We start from the raw sequence: 17,490 nt of genomic DNA on the forward strand, positions 1-17,490 counted from the left end.
CATGTCAAAATATGATCCAGGGAAAACACCGACACCGCATAATTCGGCAAAAGCCGGGGATTTTGCGAAGACGATCCTGCTTCCGGGAGATCCCCTGCGGGCAAAGTACATCGCGGAGCATTTCCTGGCCGGGGCGAAACTGGTCAACACGACCCGCAATATGCTCGGGTACACCGGAACCTATCAGGGAAAGCCGGTCTCTGTCATGGGAACAGGCATGGGATGCCCGTCGATGGGAATCTATTCGTATGAGCTGATCAACTACTACGGCGTGGAGAATCTGATCCGCGTGGGCACTGCCGGGGCAATGACGGAGGATGTCCATATCCGCGACCTCGTCTTCGGGATGGGAGCCTGCACGACATCCAATTATCCGGATCTCTACCGCCTGCCGGGCTCCTATTCCTGCATTGCGAGCTTTGAACTCCTCCGGAAGGCGGCGGAGGCGGCGGAGGCGAGGAAGCTCCCTTACCGGGTGGGGAATATCCTGAGTTCGGATATGTTCTACAATCCGCCGATGCCCGCGGCAGGGACAGACTGGGCCTCCATGGGGGTTCTCGCTGTGGAGATGGAGTCTGCTGCCCTGTACAGCAACGCGGCGTACGGCAGGGCGAACGCGCTGACGATTCTCACCATCTCGGACTCCCTGGTCACAGGGGAGGCGACGACGGCAGCCGAGAGGGAGACCTCTTTCACGGATATGATCCGGGTTGCCCTGGACGTTGCGGAAAAACTGTAGGAAAACATGCCGTTTTTCCGGCTTCTGTATGCCGAATCTGCCTTGTGCGGCAGGAGGGTTCAGGGAAAATTTTGTCGCGGATGCCAAGAAGACAAGGAAAAACCGGGGGAATGCTGTGAACTTTTTCGATTGATTTTTACTTTTGGTTCATATAAGATGAAAGCAATTTCCTGTAAACTGAGCAGAAAGGACCAAAATCTATGAGTCTTGAGAAGAAGCTTCGTGTTGGCGTCCTTGGCGCGACCGGTATGGTCGGCCAGCGTTTCGTTACCCTCCTTGCCGATCATCCGTGGTACGAAATCACCGTTCTGGCTGCCAGCCCGAGATCCGCGGGAAAAACCTACGAGCAGGCGGTCGGGAACCGCTGGAAGATGTCCGTTCCGATCCCGGAAAAGGTGAAGAACATGGTTGTCGTGGATGTCAGCAGGCCGGAGAATGTGGTCGACAAGGTTGACTTTGTCTTCAGCGCTGTTGATATGACGAAGGACGAGATCCGCAGAATCGAGGAAGAATACGCGAAGACCGAGACTCCGGTGGTTTCCAACAACAGTGCGCACCGCTGGACCCCGGATGTGCCGATGGTCATCCCGGAGATCAATGCCAGCCACTTTGACATTATCCCCTTCCAGAAAAAGCGTCTCGGCACGAAGCGCGGGTTCATCGCTGTGAAGCCGAACTGCTCCATCCAGGGCTATACACCGGCGCTGGCGGCCTGGAGAGAATTTGAGCCCTACGAGTGTATTGTCTCCACCTACCAGGCAATTTCCGGGGCGGGAAAAACCTTCAAGGACTGGCCGGAGATGGTCAACAACATCATCCCCTATATCGCCGGTGAGGAGGATAAGAGTGAGCAGGAGCCTCTCAAGATTTTCGGGGAGATCGAGAACGGCGTGATCGTCAAGGCCAAGGAGCCGGTGATCACCAGCCAGTGCCTGCGTGTCCCGATTCCGGACGGCCACACGGCATCGGTATTCGTGAAGTTCCGCCAGCATCCGACGAAGGAGCAGCTGATTGAAAAGCTCGTGAGCTACCGCGGCCTTCCGCAGGAGTATGCGCTTCCGAGCGCTCCGAAGCAGTTTATCCAGTACCGCGAGGAGCCGGACCGCCCGCAGGTTACGCTCGACGTCAATTATGAGCATGGGATGGGCGTTACCATCGGCCGCCTGAGAGAGGATACCGTCTACGACTGGAAGTTTGTCGGCCTCGCCCACAACACCCTGCGCGGTGCCGCCGGCGGCGCGGTTCTCTGCGCGGAGCTTCTGACGAAGCTCGGCTATATCGAGGCAAAGTAATCTTTCCGCATCCGCGGAGAGCGAGATCAGGAGATGTCGGGCGATATCTCCTGATTTTTTTTATGCAGAGCGCTTAACGAGCGCAGGCCCAGCGGGCACACCCCGCATCGGGCGAGGCGCAGCTTCGCGGGATGCGGGGGCTGATCAGGAACATGGTTTGTTTCTCCACTTCATAGAATTATAATAATTTTTCATGCGCGCGAAATTGTTTCTCTTTTGTGCGGGGCTTATAATAAAATTGCCGAAGACGGAAGTGCCGCCGGTTTCCGGCAGAAAAGACAAAGAGGATTGTTTTGGGAAAATCGTTATATATTGCGGAAAAGCCGAGCGTGGCCAGACAGTTCGCCCAGGTTCTCCATGTCGGCGGAAGCCAGGGCAGCGGGTATCTGGAGTCCGCGGATGCGGTGGTTACCTGGTGTGTCGGGCATCTTGTCACCATGAGTTATCCCGAGGCTTATGATGAGAAATACCGGAAATGGCGGCTGGACACGCTGCCGTTTCTGCCGAAAACATTTAAATATGAAGTCATTCCGGACGTAAAAAAGCAGTTCAATGTCGTCAAGGGGCTGCTGAACCGGCCGGACATCGATACCATCTACGTCTGCACCGATTCGGGGCGGGAGGGGGAATACATCTACCGTCTGGTGGCGCAGATGGCCGGAGTTCCCGCGGATAAAACACAGAAGCGGGTCTGGATTGATTCCCAGACGGAGGAGGAGATTCTCCGCGGCATCCGGGAGGCGAAGGAGGAGAAGGCGTACGACGCATTGGCAGATGCGGCATATCTTCGGGCTGAGGAAGACTACCTGATGGGCATCAACTTTTCCCGGGCGCTCTCCCTGAAGTTCGGGCCGGCGATCACGAACTACCGGAAAGGCCGCTGGACGGTTATCTCGGTTGGCCGTGTCATGACCTGCGTCCTCGGCATGGTTGTCCGCCGGGAACGCGAGATCAGAAATTTTGTCAAAACGCCATTCTATCGGGTGATCGGTACTTTCCGACTGGATGACGGGGAGGGCGCGAAGACCTTTCCTCTTGAGGGAGAGTGGAGGGCGGCCGCGGGATCCCGCTACGAGAAAAGCCCGCTTCTCTATAAGGAAAATGGTTTCCGGGAGAGGAAGGACGCGGAGGCACTCATCCGCCTGCTCTCTGAGCCGGACCGCGAGGATGGCAGGGTTCTCTCCGCGGAGAAGAAGAAGGAGGTCCGTAATGCGCCGCTTCTCTATAACCTCGCGGAGATTCAGAATGACTGCTCTAAGTATTTCCACCTGAGCCCGGATCAGACGCTGGCGGTTATCCAGGAATTGTACGAGAAGAAGCTGGTCACCTATCCGAGAACCGATGCCAGGGTGCTTTCCACGGCGGTGGCAAAGGAGATCGACCGGAACATCCGGGGAATTGCCGGGTACGGGCCGGTGGCAGATGCCGCGGGAAAGGTTCTCGCGTCCGGAAGCTGGAAGAACATCGCGAAGACCCGGTATGTGAACGATAAGGCGATCACGGATCATTACGCGCTGATTCCCACCGGATACGGCCTCGGCGCGCTCCGGAGCCTTCCGGAACAGAAGGTGCGCATTTACCAGATGATCTGCCGCCGTTTTTTAAGCATTTTCTGCCCGCCGGCAGTTTACCGGAAATATGCGCTGGAGATTGTCACCCGCGGCGAGCACTTTTTCGCCAATTTCCGTGTGCTCGAGGAACCCGGGTATCTCCAGGTTGCGGGGCTGCCGCAGGGATCCCGGAGTACAGGAACCAGGGGAAGAGCGGAGGATGGACGGAGCGCCGGGGAGGATTCCCCGGAAAAGCAGGGGCAGGAAGCTGATCTTTCCGACCCGGCTTTCCTCAGGGCGGTCGCGGGGCTGAAAAAGGGATCCGTCCTCCCGCTTACCGCGCTCTCCATCCGTGAGGGGGAGACTTCCCCGCCGAAGCGGTATACCTCGGGATCGATGATCCTGGCGATGGAAAATGCCGGCCAGCTGATTGAAGATGAGGAGCTGCGCGCCCAGATTAAGGGAAGCGGCATCGGAACCAGCGCTACCCGCGCGGAGATTCTGAAAAAGCTGTTCACGATCCGGTATCTGAACCTGAACACAAAGACCCAGGTGATCACACCATCCTTTCTTGGGGAGGCGGTTTACGAGGTGGTCGGCGCGTCCATGCGCCAGATGCTGAATCCCGAGCTTACGGCGAGTTGGGAGAAAGGGCTGACCTATGTCGCGGAGGGCAGGATCACGCCGGGCGAGTACCGGGAAAAATTGGAAAAGTTTGTCACCGTGAGGACACTCGGTGCCGCCGGCACGAATGTCCCGCCTCAGACGGTCCGCCAGCGGTTTGACCAGGTGGCGGCCTTCTATAAGGAGAATGAAATCTACGACCATCCTTCCGCCGGGAGGAGGAAGACAGGGACAGCCGCTCCGCGGGAAAATCCGGCGAAGAGACGGACAGCGGGGGCTGCTTCAACGCGGGAAAATCCGGCAAAGAGGCGGACAGCAGGGACAGTTGCCCAGCCGAGAAATCTGGCGGAGAGCCAGACAGCGGGGGCTGCATCCCGGAAAACAAATCAGACAGAACAGAGGTAGCACAAGATGCTCAAGAAGGATACAGAAATCACACAGCTCTATGACCTGACGCACACGATGGCGGCAGACTATCTGCGGCAGTTTACCTATCCGTGGGAAGCCCTCGAGGGCATCGCGGATTTCCTCGTAAAATTGGGGGAGACCCTGGATCCGGCGGAGTACAGGCAGGTGGGGGAGAATATCTGGGTGCACCGGACCGCGGAGGTCTTTTCGAGTGCATATCTCCACGGCCCTGTGATTGTCGGGCCGGGCGCGCAGATCCGGCAATGTGCATTTATCCGGCAGAGTGCGCTGATCGGCGAGGGGGCTGTCGTCGGCAACTCGACAGAGCTCAAGAACGTGATTCTCTTCGACGCGGTGGAGACCCCCCATTATAACTATGTCGGCGATTCTATTCTCGGCTTTCACGCCCATATGGGAGCAGGTTCCATCACCTCGAATGTGAAGGCGGACAAGCTTCATGTGCAGATCCACACCGGGGAAGGCGATGTGGATACCGGGAGAAAGAAAGTCGGCGCGCTGATCGGCGATCACGTTGAGGTGGGCTGCGGCACGGTGCTCAATCCCGGCGTCGTCGTCGGACGGAATACGAATATTTATCCGCTGTCATCTGTGCGGGGGTGCGTTGACGCGGATTCGATCTACAAGCGCGAAGGGGAGATCGTGCGGAAACATTGACAATTTAAGACCTTAGAGGAGGTATTTTCATGAATATTTTATTTTTCCTGACACCGAAGGAGAACGTGGTTTACCTCAAGGACACGGACACACTTGCCGAGGCCATGGAAACGATGAAGAAATACCGTTACCAGTCGGTGCCAATTATCTGTGTCGCGGACGGCCACTATATCGGGACAATCACCGAGGGGGACGTCCTCTGGTGGCTCAGGAATCATCCGAGGGAGATGATCGGGGAATTGACCAAGGCGCAGATCACGGATATTGAGCGTCGCCGGGACAATGAGCCGGTGAGGGTGGATGCCCGGATGGAAGATCTTCTGGATATCATTGTGCAGCAAAATTTTGTTCCCGTCCTTGATGACCAGAAGTGCTTTATCGGCATCGTCACCAGAAAGGATGTCATCGGCTATCTCCGGAAAAAGGTCGACAAAGCCAGCCGGATGAACAGCCAGAAGGACGGCATAGATATCCGCGCCGCACTCTGATTGTGGACGAAGGCGGGATTTTCCGGGTGGAAGAGGGGACTTAGGCAATAAGTGCTGCCTTTTCCACCCAGCATGTTGCCAAGCGCCGCAGGCGCTCGATGTGGGTGCTGAATCGTCACGATATCCGCCAGCTGTGAAAAAGAACTTCATTTAGGGTATTGGCAAATGTCGAATTTCATGCTACAATATTTTTTGTCGAGAAATTAGTTATTTCTCCTGCAGATGTAGTTCATCGGTAGAATACCAGCTTCCCAAGCTGGGGAGGCGGGTTCGATTCCCGTCATCTGCTGAATAATGACATGGCTTACTTGTTCGTTTTGCTAGGTCATTCTAATAAAAAGGCAGCATCTGTGAGGGGTGTTGCCTTTTTGTTGCATATCTTATCCTTTGCTAAAATCTGAAATTTGATCTAAAATCATCCGCTTTTGATCTAATGATTTCCTATCCCTGTGGTAATATCCTTCTGTAACGGCAATGTTTGTATGTCCCATCAGGGATGTAACAACAGAATTATCAACATGGTTGTCTAGCAATATCGTTCCATAAGTTTTTCTGATCTTGTGCGGTGACTTCCGGTAAATCCCAAGTTCATCACAGATATTTCTCAGGCGAGTACGGAAACAATTTGTTGACATTCGTTTCTTTGTACGCGAGCTAACAAAGACATATTCTTCTGTTGGGTTTAACTCTGTGATCTTCCGAATGAGCCATTGGTATGAATCTGGAATAACAATAGCCCTTACTCCTGCCTCAGTTTTTGGAAAATCCTTGACATCATAATGATATTTTCCATCAAAACAATATTTTGTCTCTGTCCTATGTATCATAACATAGCCATCACAGAAATCCTCATGCTTCAAAGCAGCAAGCTCGCCTACCCTCATGCCTGTAATAAACATAAGTAAAATTCCAATATTCTGGGTGTCCAGATGTTCTTTCAAGTAAGAAATGATAGTGTCCATTTCTTCTACATTGAACACTTCTTCTTTACTTCCATGGATTGGTTTCCTAAAATCCCTACGTGAAAAATCAAGTTCACTAAATACATCGTCGGGAAGGAAACTAATCCATTTTTTGCGCTTAGAATATTTCAATGTCCCGCTAATAACTTGTTTGAAATTGGCATATCCTTTTGCCGTAAGATGTTTATTTGCGACTTCTGACTCCATGAACTCTACATAATCTGACGGCTGGATTTCATGCAAGATTTGTTTTCCGAATTTCTGGTAATGCCTGTGATAAACGGAATATAGCCGGTTTCCTGTAGCATAGGAGATTCTCTCCAAGGATAATTGGTGCTGAACCCATTTTGAAAATGCTTCTTCAAATGTAATATCTTCATCACAAGTTCCCCTGTAATATTGGATAATACATTGTAGCAAATCGTTTTTATTTTTACGCCGAACACACTTTCGTTCTTGCCATTTTGTTTCCGGTGGGAGATAGGTGCACCACCTATGGTCGTTTTCTGACTGCCATATTTTATATTTGTGCATTGCAAGATACTGCCTATCGTTAGCTTCCATTGATCCTCCTTCCATATCACGATAGGCACACTAATACATTTATATTATAACACAAAAAAAAGGAACAATCCTATGAAGATTGCTCCTTAGAAAACTAGACTACTGCTAATGCAGTAATCTTACAAAGCACAATGGCTTTTGATGTGAAATATATAATTAACTTGACTATAATCAACTATACGAACTTATCTATCATTCACTTGCAGAATATCTCCCAAATATCAATACAAGTGCTATAATGTCTATAGTTGATTTGCATAGCTATTTATCAAAAGGGGGAGTATGAAATATGGCACTAATTAGATGCCCGGAATGTGGGCGGGAAGTTTCCGATCAGGCAGAAATGTGTCCGGGATGCGGGTACAATGTAAAACAGTATTACGATAACTTACAAAAAGAAGAAAAGGGTAAATTGCAATAACAAGTTGGACACCCTCCGCTAGGCAGTAGCCTGGTAGATTCGGTCGATTTCCTCCTCGAAGATTTCATCCGGGGTTCTGTAACCCAGGATCTTCCGTGGGAGGCAGTTACACCAGGTCTCCACATCGGAGATCTGCTGACCGGTAAAGTCATCAATCCGCTTACCCTTTGGTATGAACCTTCTGATCAGGCCGTTATGCCGCTCTACGGTTCCCTTATCGCAGGATGTGTAGGGATGGGCATAGTAGACAAGCGTATCAGCCATCTTCTCAAGTTCTGAAAGGTCGGCGAATTCCGAACCGTTATCGGTCGTAATCGTTTTGAACACTTCACCGAAGTGTTCGCTGTAAGTCTCCTGAAGCTGTTTAATTGCCTTCATGACACACGCTGATGTCTTGTTTGCAATAGGAAGCATCAGGAACTCACGGCTTTTGCGTTCAGCAAGAGTGAGCAGGACCTGGTCATCCCGGGTTTTGGCACCCAATACGAGGTCACATTCCCAGTGCCCGAATTCCTCACGGGACTCGATCTCTCTGGGACGTTCCTCAATGCTGCGACCCAGCTTTTTCTTGTTGATCCGAACTCTATGTTTCTTGGACTTACGCTTCAGCTTTTCAGGAAGGTTATGGTTCCTGATGCCAAAGAGGCCAAGATCAACATAGCGGTAAAGCGTTTTTGTGCAGACGATCTGCTCTCTGGTAAATTCACCATCGAGAACAGCGCGTCCAGTGCAGGCGTCCAATGACCAGCCATCTTCTGTAAAGTGTTTCAGCACATACTCCAGAAACGCTGATCTGCTCAGGAAGTCATAATGCCGGCAACTGTGCTTTCGGTTGTCCTCATAGGCTTTCTGACCGGCAGACGCCTTATAACGGGTCACATGGCCGTTATACAAGGCAACGGAGCCACGTGCTATTTCGTTCGAGACAGTGTTCGGTGAGCAGCCGATCTCACGGGCAATTGCCCGGATGGAGTAGTGGTCTTTAAGACGAATCTGAATAAGAACCCGTTCCTCATACGAAAGATGTTTGCCTTTTATATGGGAAGATATGGTAGAATGAGAGTAGTCCATGGTGGCGATTCTCCTGTAGAAAGTTTGTTGTGGTGACTTACATTCTACCAAAGATCCTGCCATGGATCTTTATTTTATTCAGATGTCCAACTTCATTTTACAATCGGCGGTAGTTTACTTTAATGCATCAATCTGTTTAAACATCTGCACTACTTTATCATAAGATACCATGCTTGATTCCGCACTATCTAATTCTGGGCGAGTACGATGTAGACAGCTGGGATTTCCAACAGACTGGTGCTAATGCCAATAAGTGCAGTACGACAGTTTCCTACTACCTGAACCGTAATGGCCTGGCAGATTCAGCTAATCCTACAGAAGTTCGCGAGAATGGCCGTTACAAGACCAATATCTGGAAGAATGAGGCGGGCATCCCGCTGTTTAAATTCGGACAGACAGCAGAGAGGAATCACAATTGCATCCCGTCAGAGATGCCGATGCTCTATGAGTGGTTCAGTCATTGGTCGCAGGCTGCTGATGGTATGAGATTGTATGATGGAAAATCGATCAAGCTGCATGCGGATAAGCCGTCAGATAATACAGAAAGTAAGGCAAATTCCGAAAGGAGCGGACGCAGGGGCAACAGTTCGAAAGCAGAATATACCAAGGGTTATTATACCGGTAATCAAAAGAACAGCGGCAACTGGAAAATGGATGCCAAAGGCTGGTGGTTCCGCTATGTAGATGGCACCTATCCGCAGGGAACTTGGAAAGAACTATCCTGGAATGGTAAAAATAAATGGTATCATTTCGACACGGTCGGATATTGCCAGGGCGGTTGGCTGAATGATACAGATGGTAATATATATTTCCTATATAATCAGCATGACGGAAACTTCGGATATATGCTGACCGGTTGGCAGCTGATTGAAGGAAAGTGGTATTACTTTGAACCTGAGGCAGGAAAGATGCAGGGGCATTTGTACAGAAATACAACAACACCGGATGGCTATCGTGTGGATGTTAATGGTGTCTGGATCCAGTGAATAAAGCGAAAAAAATAACCAGTAGATATTTCTTTGCAATGAATTAGAAGCATACTCCTGTCATAGCGGCGGCAGCGGACAATTTCCGCTGCCGCTGCCATGTGCAGAAGAAGAGATCAGGAGTTTCTATGAAAAATGAATTGCAACCATGACCGTAGTGGTGGAGATAGTTCCCTTTGCATTGAGGTTTGCCACTGAATATGATAAATTAGCAGCCAAACAGGAATTTATGGGATAGGGCATAGCAGGGCTGAAGGAGGTTTATGGATATGGCTGTTTCAACACTGCTCAGGGGCAGGAGAGCCGGCATTGTGCTTTCCGGCGGCGGGGCGAAGGGCGCGTACCAGATCGGGATGTTTCGGGCGCTGGAAGAAATGGGATTGGATCAGGCGCAGCTTGAGCTTTCCGGGACATCGATCGGTGCCCTGAATGCCTTGCTTTACGCAGCCTGCGGGATCGGAGCGATGCGTGAGCTCATGGCGGAAATGCGGCGGTTTCTCTGCCCGGATCCGCAGCATCGGGGCAGAAAGCCGGAGATCTCCGCTGATGAAGTTGCCCGGACGATGCGGGAACTCTATCCGGACAGCCTCTTAGAGAAGAATACCGTGCCGGTCACCGTGTGCGCATACTGCCGGGAGACGGAACAGCCGGAATATTTCCGCCTGAATGGCCTTCCGGCGGGGGAGCAGAGGCTTCTTGTCCTCGCGAGCGCCTGCATCCCGGGGATAGCGGATCCTATTCCGTATCGCGGGCGGCATTACACGGATGGGGGAATCCTTCCGCTTGGCGCTTCAAAGACTGCCGTGGCGGACAAGATCCCGCTCGGCGTCTTCCGGAAGTCATTGGCGGATCCGGTGCTGGTCAGCTACCTGACGATGGAGGACCAGGTCGATCCGCGGCTTATCGGGAGCCGCAGGCTGATTGAACTCCGTCCGGAGGCACCGCTGGAGAAAGCGCCCCATGCCGGAACCCTGGATTTTTCCGTGGAAAATGTCCGGAATCTCGAGGAGAGGGGATATGCGGAGACAAGGCGGCTTTTTGCGCGCCTTCGCGGGTGACCCTGGACGGAAAGCGCCGGGCGCATCTCCAGTACCTGCCTGCGCCGGGCGCATCCCGGCCGTATCCTGGCAGCAGTAAGCGCCTGGCGCCGTCCCTCCCCGCAAACTTGCAATCCTTGTGCATACCATATATAATCGAGTTCGGCTGCAGATATTGGCGTGTAGACCGCCCGCGGGGCGGACGGCAGGAGGGCTCCCTGATATGGCTGACATGAAAAAGATTCACAAAATCGCGGTGACCGGCATACTCGCCGCGGCGGCGTATATTCTGATGCTGCTGGAGATTCCGGTTCCGATGCTTATGCCGACATTTATCAAATTTGATTTTTCTGATCTTCCGGCGCTTCTCGGGGCATTCGCACTCGGGCCGATGACCGGGATTCTGGTTGAGCTGATCAAGAACATTTTCCATATCGCGAACACCGGCTCCTTCGGTGTGGGGGAACTCTCGAACTTCCTCATGGGCGCGGTGTTCTCCGGCATGGCAGGGCTCTGGTATAAATATCACCGGACGAAGGCGGGGGCGATCACCGGCTCCTTCCTCGGCGCCTCGGTCATGGCTATCGCGTCTGTGCCGATCAATTATTTCGTGGTTTACCCCGTCTATTACAATTTTCTCCCGGAGGAGACGATTCTCGCGGCATATCAGGCGATTATTCCCGGGATGAAGAGCATCCTCATGTCGCTCATCTGCTTCAACCTTCCATTTACCTTCGTGAAGGGAATGATTGACGTCGGGATTACCTTCCTGATTTACAAGCACCTGAGCCCGATCCTCAAGGGCGTGCACGAAGTAGGAGGCTGAGGATATGCGCGAGGAGATCATTCTCGTCGATCCCTATGACCATGAGATCGGCACCTGCGAGAAAATTACGGCCCACCGGGAGAGGCGCCTGCACCGCGCGTTCTCCCTTTTTGTGGCGGACGGCAGCGGCAGCCTGCTGATCCAGCGGCGGGCAGCCGGCAAGTATCATTCTGCCGGCCTCTGGTGCAACGCCTGCTGTTCGCACCCGAGAAAGGGGGAAATGCTTCCGGAGGCGGTTTCCCGCCGCGCGGCGGAGGAACTCGGGATTTCCGCATTTCCCCTGGGGGAGCCGGAGGAAATATTCTCCTTTGTCTACTATGCGGATTACGGGGAGCTTGCGGAGTATGAGTACGACCATGTTTTTCTGGCAAGGCTTGGACGGGACACGGTGTTCCACCCGGCCCCGGAGGAAATCGGGGAGCTTACCTGGATTTCCTTCTCGGCTCTGGAACGGGCGCTCCTGGAGCATCCCTATCGGTTCGCGGCATGGTTTCTGACCGCGGCGCCGCGCGTCATGGCGATGCTCCGCGGCGGGCAGGACGGGTGAAATCATGGGAGCCGCACAGGAACCCCGGCATTTGCTGGACGTTGATCAACAGGGAGGAAATTTCTTGAAAATAGAAAGATTTGGAAAAAGAACGGCGGCGCTTATTCTCGCCGCCGCACTTTCTGCCGTTCAGACGGTTCCCGCGGCAGCCGAGGATGGCTGGGCGATTGACCAGGGGCGGCAGGTCTATCGGATCGGGGATGCCAATGCCACCGGATGGCTCTACCTGGAGATTCCCCTCTCCTGGCAGGAACAGGATCCGTCCACGGCGGAATATGCCGGCGATCACAACGGCATGGCATGGTTTTATTTCAGCCCGATGACCGGAAGAATGAAGAAAGACGACGTTACGGAGATCGACGGCGTGACCTACGGATTCCACCGGAACGGCATGCTGCTGACCGGATGGGTTCGGGAGAAGGCCGCTGTCCCGGAGCGGAGAGGGTACGCTTACTATGGCACTGGGGACGAGACCGGCATCCGGACGGCAAGGATGTGGCGCTATCTCCGGGATCCCGAGGGAAGCTCTTCAGGCGCACGGAGCTGGTTCTATTTTGACGCTGCGGGTTTTCCGCTGGCTGCCTTGCCGGACCAGGGGATCCTCTCACGGACGATCGACGGGAGAATTTACCTTTTTGATTCCGATGCGCATGCGCTTTCCGGGATGGTTGAAGTTCTCGGCGGAGGAGACCCGGCGTTCTACTATCTCGATCCCGCGCAGGGGCTCGCCGCCTCCGTCGGGTCGGTTCAGATCGATGATGGAAATGGCGCGGAATGGTATATGTTTGATGAGAGCGGAAGAGGGGTTACCGGTGAGGTGGACGGCTATCTCTACTATCGCGGGAGATTGCAGAGGAAGAGCCGGGACTATGGTATTTTCGAAGTGGATGGCAGAAAAAAGCTGGTGGATCCCGATGGCAGGATTGTCAAGGGGATGACAGTGGAAAATGGAAACACCACCTGGACAACTGGAGTGGACGGGGAAATCCTGTCCGCGGTCATCGGCGGCAATTCTGTGAATGTCGACAGCCTTGCCGCGGACGAGATGATCTCCCCGAAGGTCAGTCGGACGATCCGGCAGGAATCCCGGTGATGGCGCTGATATTCCGGAGGATGGCTTCGGCGATTTCCGGCTTGTTCATCGTATACAGGTGAATGTGGCGGATGCCGTTGGAGATCAGGTCTACGATCTGTTCCGTGGCATAGATGATGCCGGCCTGCTTCATCGCTCCCGGATTCCCGCCGAACATATCGACCATCGCCTTGAAGCGGGCGGGGATGATGCATCCGGAGAGCTGGATGGAGCGCTCCATCTGGCGGCGCGTGGTCACCGGCATAATGCCGGCGAGAACCGGAACCATAACCCCGGCTTCGCGCAGGCGGTAGAGGTAGTTGTAGTAGATCGAGTTGTCGAAGAACATCTGCGTGGTGAGAAAATTACAGCCGGCATCGACCTTCTCGCGGATGTGGAGGATATCCTCCTCCTTGCTGGCGGCCTCCGGGTGCTTTTCCGGGTAGCAGGCGCCGCCGATGCAGGCTTCGGGATAGAGCGCGTGGATTTCGTGGATCAGCTGGATGGCGTGCTGGAAGCGGTGCGGCGCATGGACATCGAATCCCTGCGGGATATCGCCGCGCAGGGCGAGGATGTTCTCGATTCCGGCTTCCCTGATCCGGTCAATTTGCTGCTCAATCGTGTCCCGATCGGAGGAAATGCAGGTGAGGTGGGCCATGGCGGGCACGCCCATGTCGAGGACTTCTTTCGTGATTTTGACGGTATATTCGCTGGTACCGCCACCCGCGCCGTAGGTGCAGCTCACAAAGGTCGGATGCAGGGCGGCAATGCCCCTGACCGCTTTTTCCACAGAGTCAAAGGCAGTGGACGTCTTCGGCGGGAAGACCTCCATCGAGATGGTAATTTTTCCGGTATTTAACAGGTCAATGATCTTCATGGGATAACCTCTCCATTCAAGGCGAATCGTTTTTTCATCCGCAGATTCCGGTGCGTGGGTACACCGGGCTGAGCGTTATTTAGAGTTATAACACAATTTCCCGCCGGGTGTCAAAAAGATGCTGAAGGAAGGTGGTTCTGGTGAAGGTAGTCACGGTCACAAGCCAGGAGGAGGCAGAGCAGGCTTTTTCGTTGGAATTCCCCAGGGAGGAGGCGAAGCAGGCTTTCCCGGGGGAACCGGCGGGGAAGGCCTTTCCGGGGAAACCGGCGGGGAAGGCCTTTCCGGCGGAACCGGCGGGGCAGACGCCTCCGGTGGAGGTGCGGTGTATCCCGATGAGAGGTCCGCTCAATCTCACGCCATGGCTTGCCGGCGGCAGGATCTGCCGGGTGGTCTGCGCGGGAGGAAGCGGTGCGGAGGAGGTTCCGCTGGATTTCCGCTGGGTGCGGGATCTCCGGACAGCGTGTGTCCGTGCCGGGGTTCCCTTCCTGTTCCTCTCGACGGGCAGCCATTTGGTAAAGGATGGGAAGCTCTACAGGATTCCGGAGGAACAGCGGGAGGTACAGGCGGAAAAGTCCGGGATGAGCTATATCCCCGGGCACAATGACGGGGCAAAGATTCATTATCGGCTTCCGGATCGGGAGGAGCTGTTCCGGCGGCTTGCCGGGTCAAAATTCCGGAGCGGTTTTCACCTAAACCGGAAGGATCTCGGCTATCTCCGGGAGAAGGGGGAGCAGACGATCCGGGAGCACGCGGCGGATTTTGTCCGGAAGCGGCTTGCTCCGGAAAATCCGCCGAAGGACGGAAAGCAGACTCCGATGCGCGGGCATCCCGTCTTCCCTGCCCAGCACGCCACCGCCTGCTGCTGTCGGAGCTGCCTGGAAAAATGGCACGGCATACCTTCCGGGAAGGTTCTCACGGAGGAAGAACAGGGCTATATTGTGGATGTGATCATGGAATGGATTCGCCGGCAGGCCTGAATGGGGACCTGCCGGCGAACGGCTTATTTCTTCTTTTTTCCTTTTTCTTTTTTCTTCTTGTTTTTCCTCTTTGCCAGCTGTTCCTGCTCGTCCGCGTAGGAATAGCGGTGCAGCGGGGAGGAATCCAGGGCATTGCTGCCAGTAAACGGATTCTTCGAAAAGCTGTTGGCAGGTTCCTTTCCCGTTGCAGGTTTCACGGAATATCCCGGCACCGCGCCGCCTGCGGCAGGTGATGAAGCTGCACTGCCCGCGGAGAATGCCGGGGCTGCGCCGCCCGTGGCAGGTGCGGGAGCTGCGCCATCCGCGTGGAGCGCCGCCGCGGCGGAAGTGGCGGAAGCCTGTCCGGGATTTTCCGCTGCCTTTCCCTGGTATTTTCCATAGACAGGAAGCTGGTATTTCTGCTCGTAGTCAGCGATCATGGCTTCATATTCCGGGCTTTCCTTCTTCCGGAGCGAATCTTCAAATTCATGGGAACCGAAATCCGGCTTGTCGGCCAGCATCAGGGCGAGGGAGATATTGCTGCAGTGGTCGGCGATGCGCTCGAGGTCAGTCGCGATGTCGGTCAGCGAGAAACCGAGATCGATCGTGCATTTGCCTTTCTGCAGGCGCCTCACATGCCGGCGCTTGACTTCCATGTTCAGCATGTCAATCACATCCTCGAGGGGCTGGACGGTGGCCGCGAGCTCCCTGTCCATGCCCTGGAAAGCGCGGATCGTCCGCTCACTGATCTCGTCCACGGCGGCGATAAAGATGCCGACCTCCTCCCGGGCTCTCGCGGAAAACATGCGGCCGGTGCTGTGCATTTTCTCCGCGCTCTGCTGGATGTTCAGGGCGTGGTCGCTGATGCGCTCCAGGTCTCCGATCGAGTGGAGAAGGACGGAGAACGCCTGGTTGTCCTTCTGTCCAAGGTCAGCGGCGCTGATCTGCACCAGATAGGAGCTGAGCTTATCTTCATAGTGGTCAATGCGGTCCTCAAGGGTGATGACCTTGGCCGCGCGTTCATCCGAGTAGTCGAAGACGAGGGAGGTAGCCTCCCGCGTACACTCGAGCGTGTATCCTGCCATCTTGGCTGCCGCGTTTCTGGCCTGTTCGAGGGCGAAAGGCGGGTTCGTCAGGAAGCGTTCGTCGAGAACACTGAGAGAGCGCTCGGAGGCTTCTTCCTCCTGTTCCCTCGCGTCTTCCGGGATGGATTTCATGGCGAGAGTCACGAGTATCCCGGAGAAGGGCAGCATGAGCGGGGTCGCCACCAGGTTGATGAGGGTGTGGATACCGGCGATGCCGATCATCCCGGCGTCCCTGCCGAGAAAGGCAAAATGCAAAACCGCGTTCAGGCTGTAAAAAATAATCATGAAGCTGCCGGCCTTGATGATGTTGAAATATAGGTGCATGAGGGCAGCCCGCTTGCCGTTCCGGTTGGCGCCGAACGAGGAGAGGATGGCGGTGATGCAGGTGCCGACCTCCGCGCCGATGACAACTGGGATCGACATGCCGTAGGTTACGCTGATGGAGAGGGAGAGCGCCTGGAGGACGCCGATCGTGCCGGCGGAGCTCTGGATAATCATAGTGAACAGGATACCGACGAGAAAGCCGATCGCCGGGTTGCTGAAGGAGGTCAGGAAGCGGACAAATGCCGGCGAATCCTTGAGCGGGGAGACCGCGCTGGACATCATCTGCATGCCGAACATCAGGACCGAGAAGCCGATCAGGATGGACGCAATCGTCTTCTTCCGGTCGGACTTCGCGAACATCAGGAGGCCGACGCCGATGATGGCGAGGTAAGGGGTGAAGGTTGCCGGCTTAAAGAGCGTGAGAATCAGATTGTCGCTGGAGATGGCGTTCAACGAGAGGAGCCAGGCGGTGAAGGTGGTGCCGAGGTTGGCGCCGAGGATGATGTTGACGGCTTCTTTGAGGGTCATGATCCCTGAGTTGACGAGGCCGACAACCATGACGGTGGATGCGGAGGAGGACTGGACAAGGGCGGTCACGCCGACGCCGAAGAGGTAAGCGGTCAGCCGGTTTTTGGTGACGCCGCTGAGAAATTGCTCCAGTTTCCCTCCGGAGGCCTTGGTGAGGCCGGCGCTCATGACGTTCATGCCGTAGAGAAAAAGGGCAAGGCCGCTGATGATCCCGCCGACAAGAGTTAGGACTTCAATTGCTGACATATCAGATGGACTCCATTTCCGGCTTTCGCCGTGTATCATAGCCTGCTGCAGATGTAAAAACCGGATTCATTATAGCATTGAAAATCCGGATTCGTAAACCTTATGCGGGGGAGAGGAAAATCGGCATTTTCGGCTTCTTGCCACAATGCCGGGATAAAGTTATAATTTACCTGTCTGTTCAGCACATGCCGGCGGCATTCACACAATGGCCG

General features: G+C 54.5%; 16 protein-coding genes and 1 tRNA gene. 13 read left to right on the forward strand and 4 right to left on the reverse strand.

The window, feature by feature from the left end:
- Window position 1 precedes the first annotated feature (1 nt).
- From deoD to ISF27_RS02010, 6 genes are all read left to right on the forward strand, one after another.
- The gene (gene deoD / locus ISF27_RS01985; RefSeq protein ID WP_194608611.1) at window positions 2-739 is read left to right on the forward strand and encodes a purine-nucleoside phosphorylase; all 738 of its coding nucleotides are present in this window, start codon (window positions 2-4) and stop codon (window positions 737-739) included.
- 200 nt (window positions 740-939) lie between these two features.
- Window positions 940-2,031, forward strand: coding sequence for an aspartate-semialdehyde dehydrogenase (gene asd / locus ISF27_RS01990; protein ID WP_194608613.1), 1,092 nt, complete (start codon window positions 940-942; stop codon window positions 2,029-2,031).
- A 293-nt stretch (window positions 2,032-2,324) separates the two neighbouring features.
- Window positions 2,325-4,610 (forward strand): DNA topoisomerase, encoded by a 2,286-nt coding sequence (locus ISF27_RS01995; protein WP_194608615.1) that lies wholly within the window; start codon window positions 2,325-2,327, stop codon window positions 4,608-4,610.
- Between the two features lie 6 nt (window positions 4,611-4,616).
- Window positions 4,617-5,288 (forward strand): LbetaH domain-containing protein, encoded by a 672-nt coding sequence (locus tag ISF27_RS02000; protein ID WP_194608617.1) that lies wholly within the window; start codon window positions 4,617-4,619, stop codon window positions 5,286-5,288.
- A gap of 29 nt (window positions 5,289-5,317) precedes the next feature.
- Window positions 5,318-5,776: a CBS domain-containing protein gene (locus ISF27_RS02005; protein ID WP_194608618.1), complete on the forward strand. Its 459-nt coding sequence runs from the start codon at window positions 5,318-5,320 to the stop codon at window positions 5,774-5,776.
- Between the two features lie 218 nt (window positions 5,777-5,994).
- Window positions 5,995-6,065: transfer RNA gene (locus tag ISF27_RS02010), tRNA-Gly, on the forward strand.
- Between the two features lie 91 nt (window positions 6,066-6,156).
- Here ISF27_RS02010 and ISF27_RS02015 read toward each other — a convergent pair.
- The gene (locus ISF27_RS02015) at window positions 6,157-7,302 is read right to left on the reverse strand and encodes a tyrosine-type recombinase/integrase (protein ID WP_194608620.1); all 1,146 of its coding nucleotides are present in this window, start codon (window positions 7,300-7,302) and stop codon (window positions 6,157-6,159) included.
- A gap of 289 nt (window positions 7,303-7,591) precedes the next feature.
- On the opposite strand from ISF27_RS02015, the gene ISF27_RS13585 reads away from it, so the two are divergent.
- A complete protein-coding gene (locus ISF27_RS13585; protein ID WP_194608622.1) occupies window positions 7,592-7,723 on the forward strand; it encodes a zinc ribbon domain-containing protein in 132 nt (43 codons plus the stop codon).
- 18 nt (window positions 7,724-7,741) lie between these two features.
- On the opposite strand, the gene ISF27_RS02025 is transcribed toward ISF27_RS13585, so the two are convergent.
- Window positions 7,742-8,794, reverse strand: coding sequence for an IS30 family transposase (locus tag ISF27_RS02025; protein WP_194609583.1), 1,053 nt, complete (start codon window positions 8,792-8,794; stop codon window positions 7,742-7,744).
- A 173-nt stretch (window positions 8,795-8,967) separates the two neighbouring features.
- On the opposite strand from ISF27_RS02025, the gene ISF27_RS02030 reads away from it, so the two are divergent.
- The 5 genes from ISF27_RS02030 (at window position 8,968) to ISF27_RS02050 (ending at window position 13,283) form a co-directional block, all read left to right on the forward strand.
- Window positions 8,968-9,780, forward strand: coding sequence for a hypothetical protein (locus tag ISF27_RS02030; protein ID WP_194608624.1), 813 nt, complete (start codon window positions 8,968-8,970; stop codon window positions 9,778-9,780).
- A gap of 269 nt (window positions 9,781-10,049) precedes the next feature.
- On the forward strand, window positions 10,050-10,838 hold the full coding sequence (locus tag ISF27_RS02035) for a patatin-like phospholipase family protein (RefSeq protein ID WP_194608626.1): 789 nt from the start codon (window positions 10,050-10,052) through the stop codon (window positions 10,836-10,838).
- A 202-nt stretch (window positions 10,839-11,040) separates the two neighbouring features.
- Window positions 11,041-11,643, forward strand: a complete 603-nt coding sequence (locus tag ISF27_RS02040; RefSeq protein WP_194608628.1) for an ECF transporter S component — start codon at window positions 11,041-11,043, stop codon at window positions 11,641-11,643.
- Between the two features lie 4 nt (window positions 11,644-11,647).
- The gene (gene idi, locus ISF27_RS02045) at window positions 11,648-12,190 is read left to right on the forward strand and encodes an isopentenyl-diphosphate Delta-isomerase (protein WP_194608630.1); all 543 of its coding nucleotides are present in this window, start codon (window positions 11,648-11,650) and stop codon (window positions 12,188-12,190) included.
- A gap of 64 nt (window positions 12,191-12,254) precedes the next feature.
- A complete protein-coding gene (locus tag ISF27_RS02050) occupies window positions 12,255-13,283 on the forward strand; it encodes a hypothetical protein (protein ID WP_194608632.1) in 1,029 nt (342 codons plus the stop codon).
- On the opposite strand, the gene ISF27_RS02055 is transcribed toward ISF27_RS02050, so the two are convergent.
- Window positions 13,252-14,139, reverse strand: a complete 888-nt coding sequence (locus tag ISF27_RS02055) for a methylenetetrahydrofolate reductase (RefSeq protein ID WP_194608634.1) — start codon at window positions 14,137-14,139, stop codon at window positions 13,252-13,254. The two genes, ISF27_RS02050 and ISF27_RS02055, sit on opposite strands and share 32 nt — an antisense overlap.
- 140 nt (window positions 14,140-14,279) lie before the next feature.
- On the opposite strand from ISF27_RS02055, the gene ISF27_RS13480 reads away from it, so the two are divergent.
- Entirely contained in the window at window positions 14,280-15,116 is an 837-nt protein-coding gene (locus ISF27_RS13480; RefSeq protein WP_194608636.1) for a DUF5131 family protein, read from the forward strand.
- 23 nt (window positions 15,117-15,139) lie between these two features.
- On the opposite strand, the gene ISF27_RS02065 is transcribed toward ISF27_RS13480, so the two are convergent.
- Entirely contained in the window at window positions 15,140-17,278 is a 2,139-nt protein-coding gene (locus ISF27_RS02065) for a Na/Pi cotransporter family protein (RefSeq protein WP_194608638.1), read from the reverse strand.
- Between the last annotated feature and the right edge of the window lie 212 nt (window positions 17,279-17,490).

The sequence above is a fragment of the Clostridium vitabionis genome (assembly GCF_015351765.1).
Lineage (GTDB): Bacteria > Bacillota > Clostridia > Lachnospirales > Lachnospiraceae > Clostridium_R > Clostridium_R vitabionis.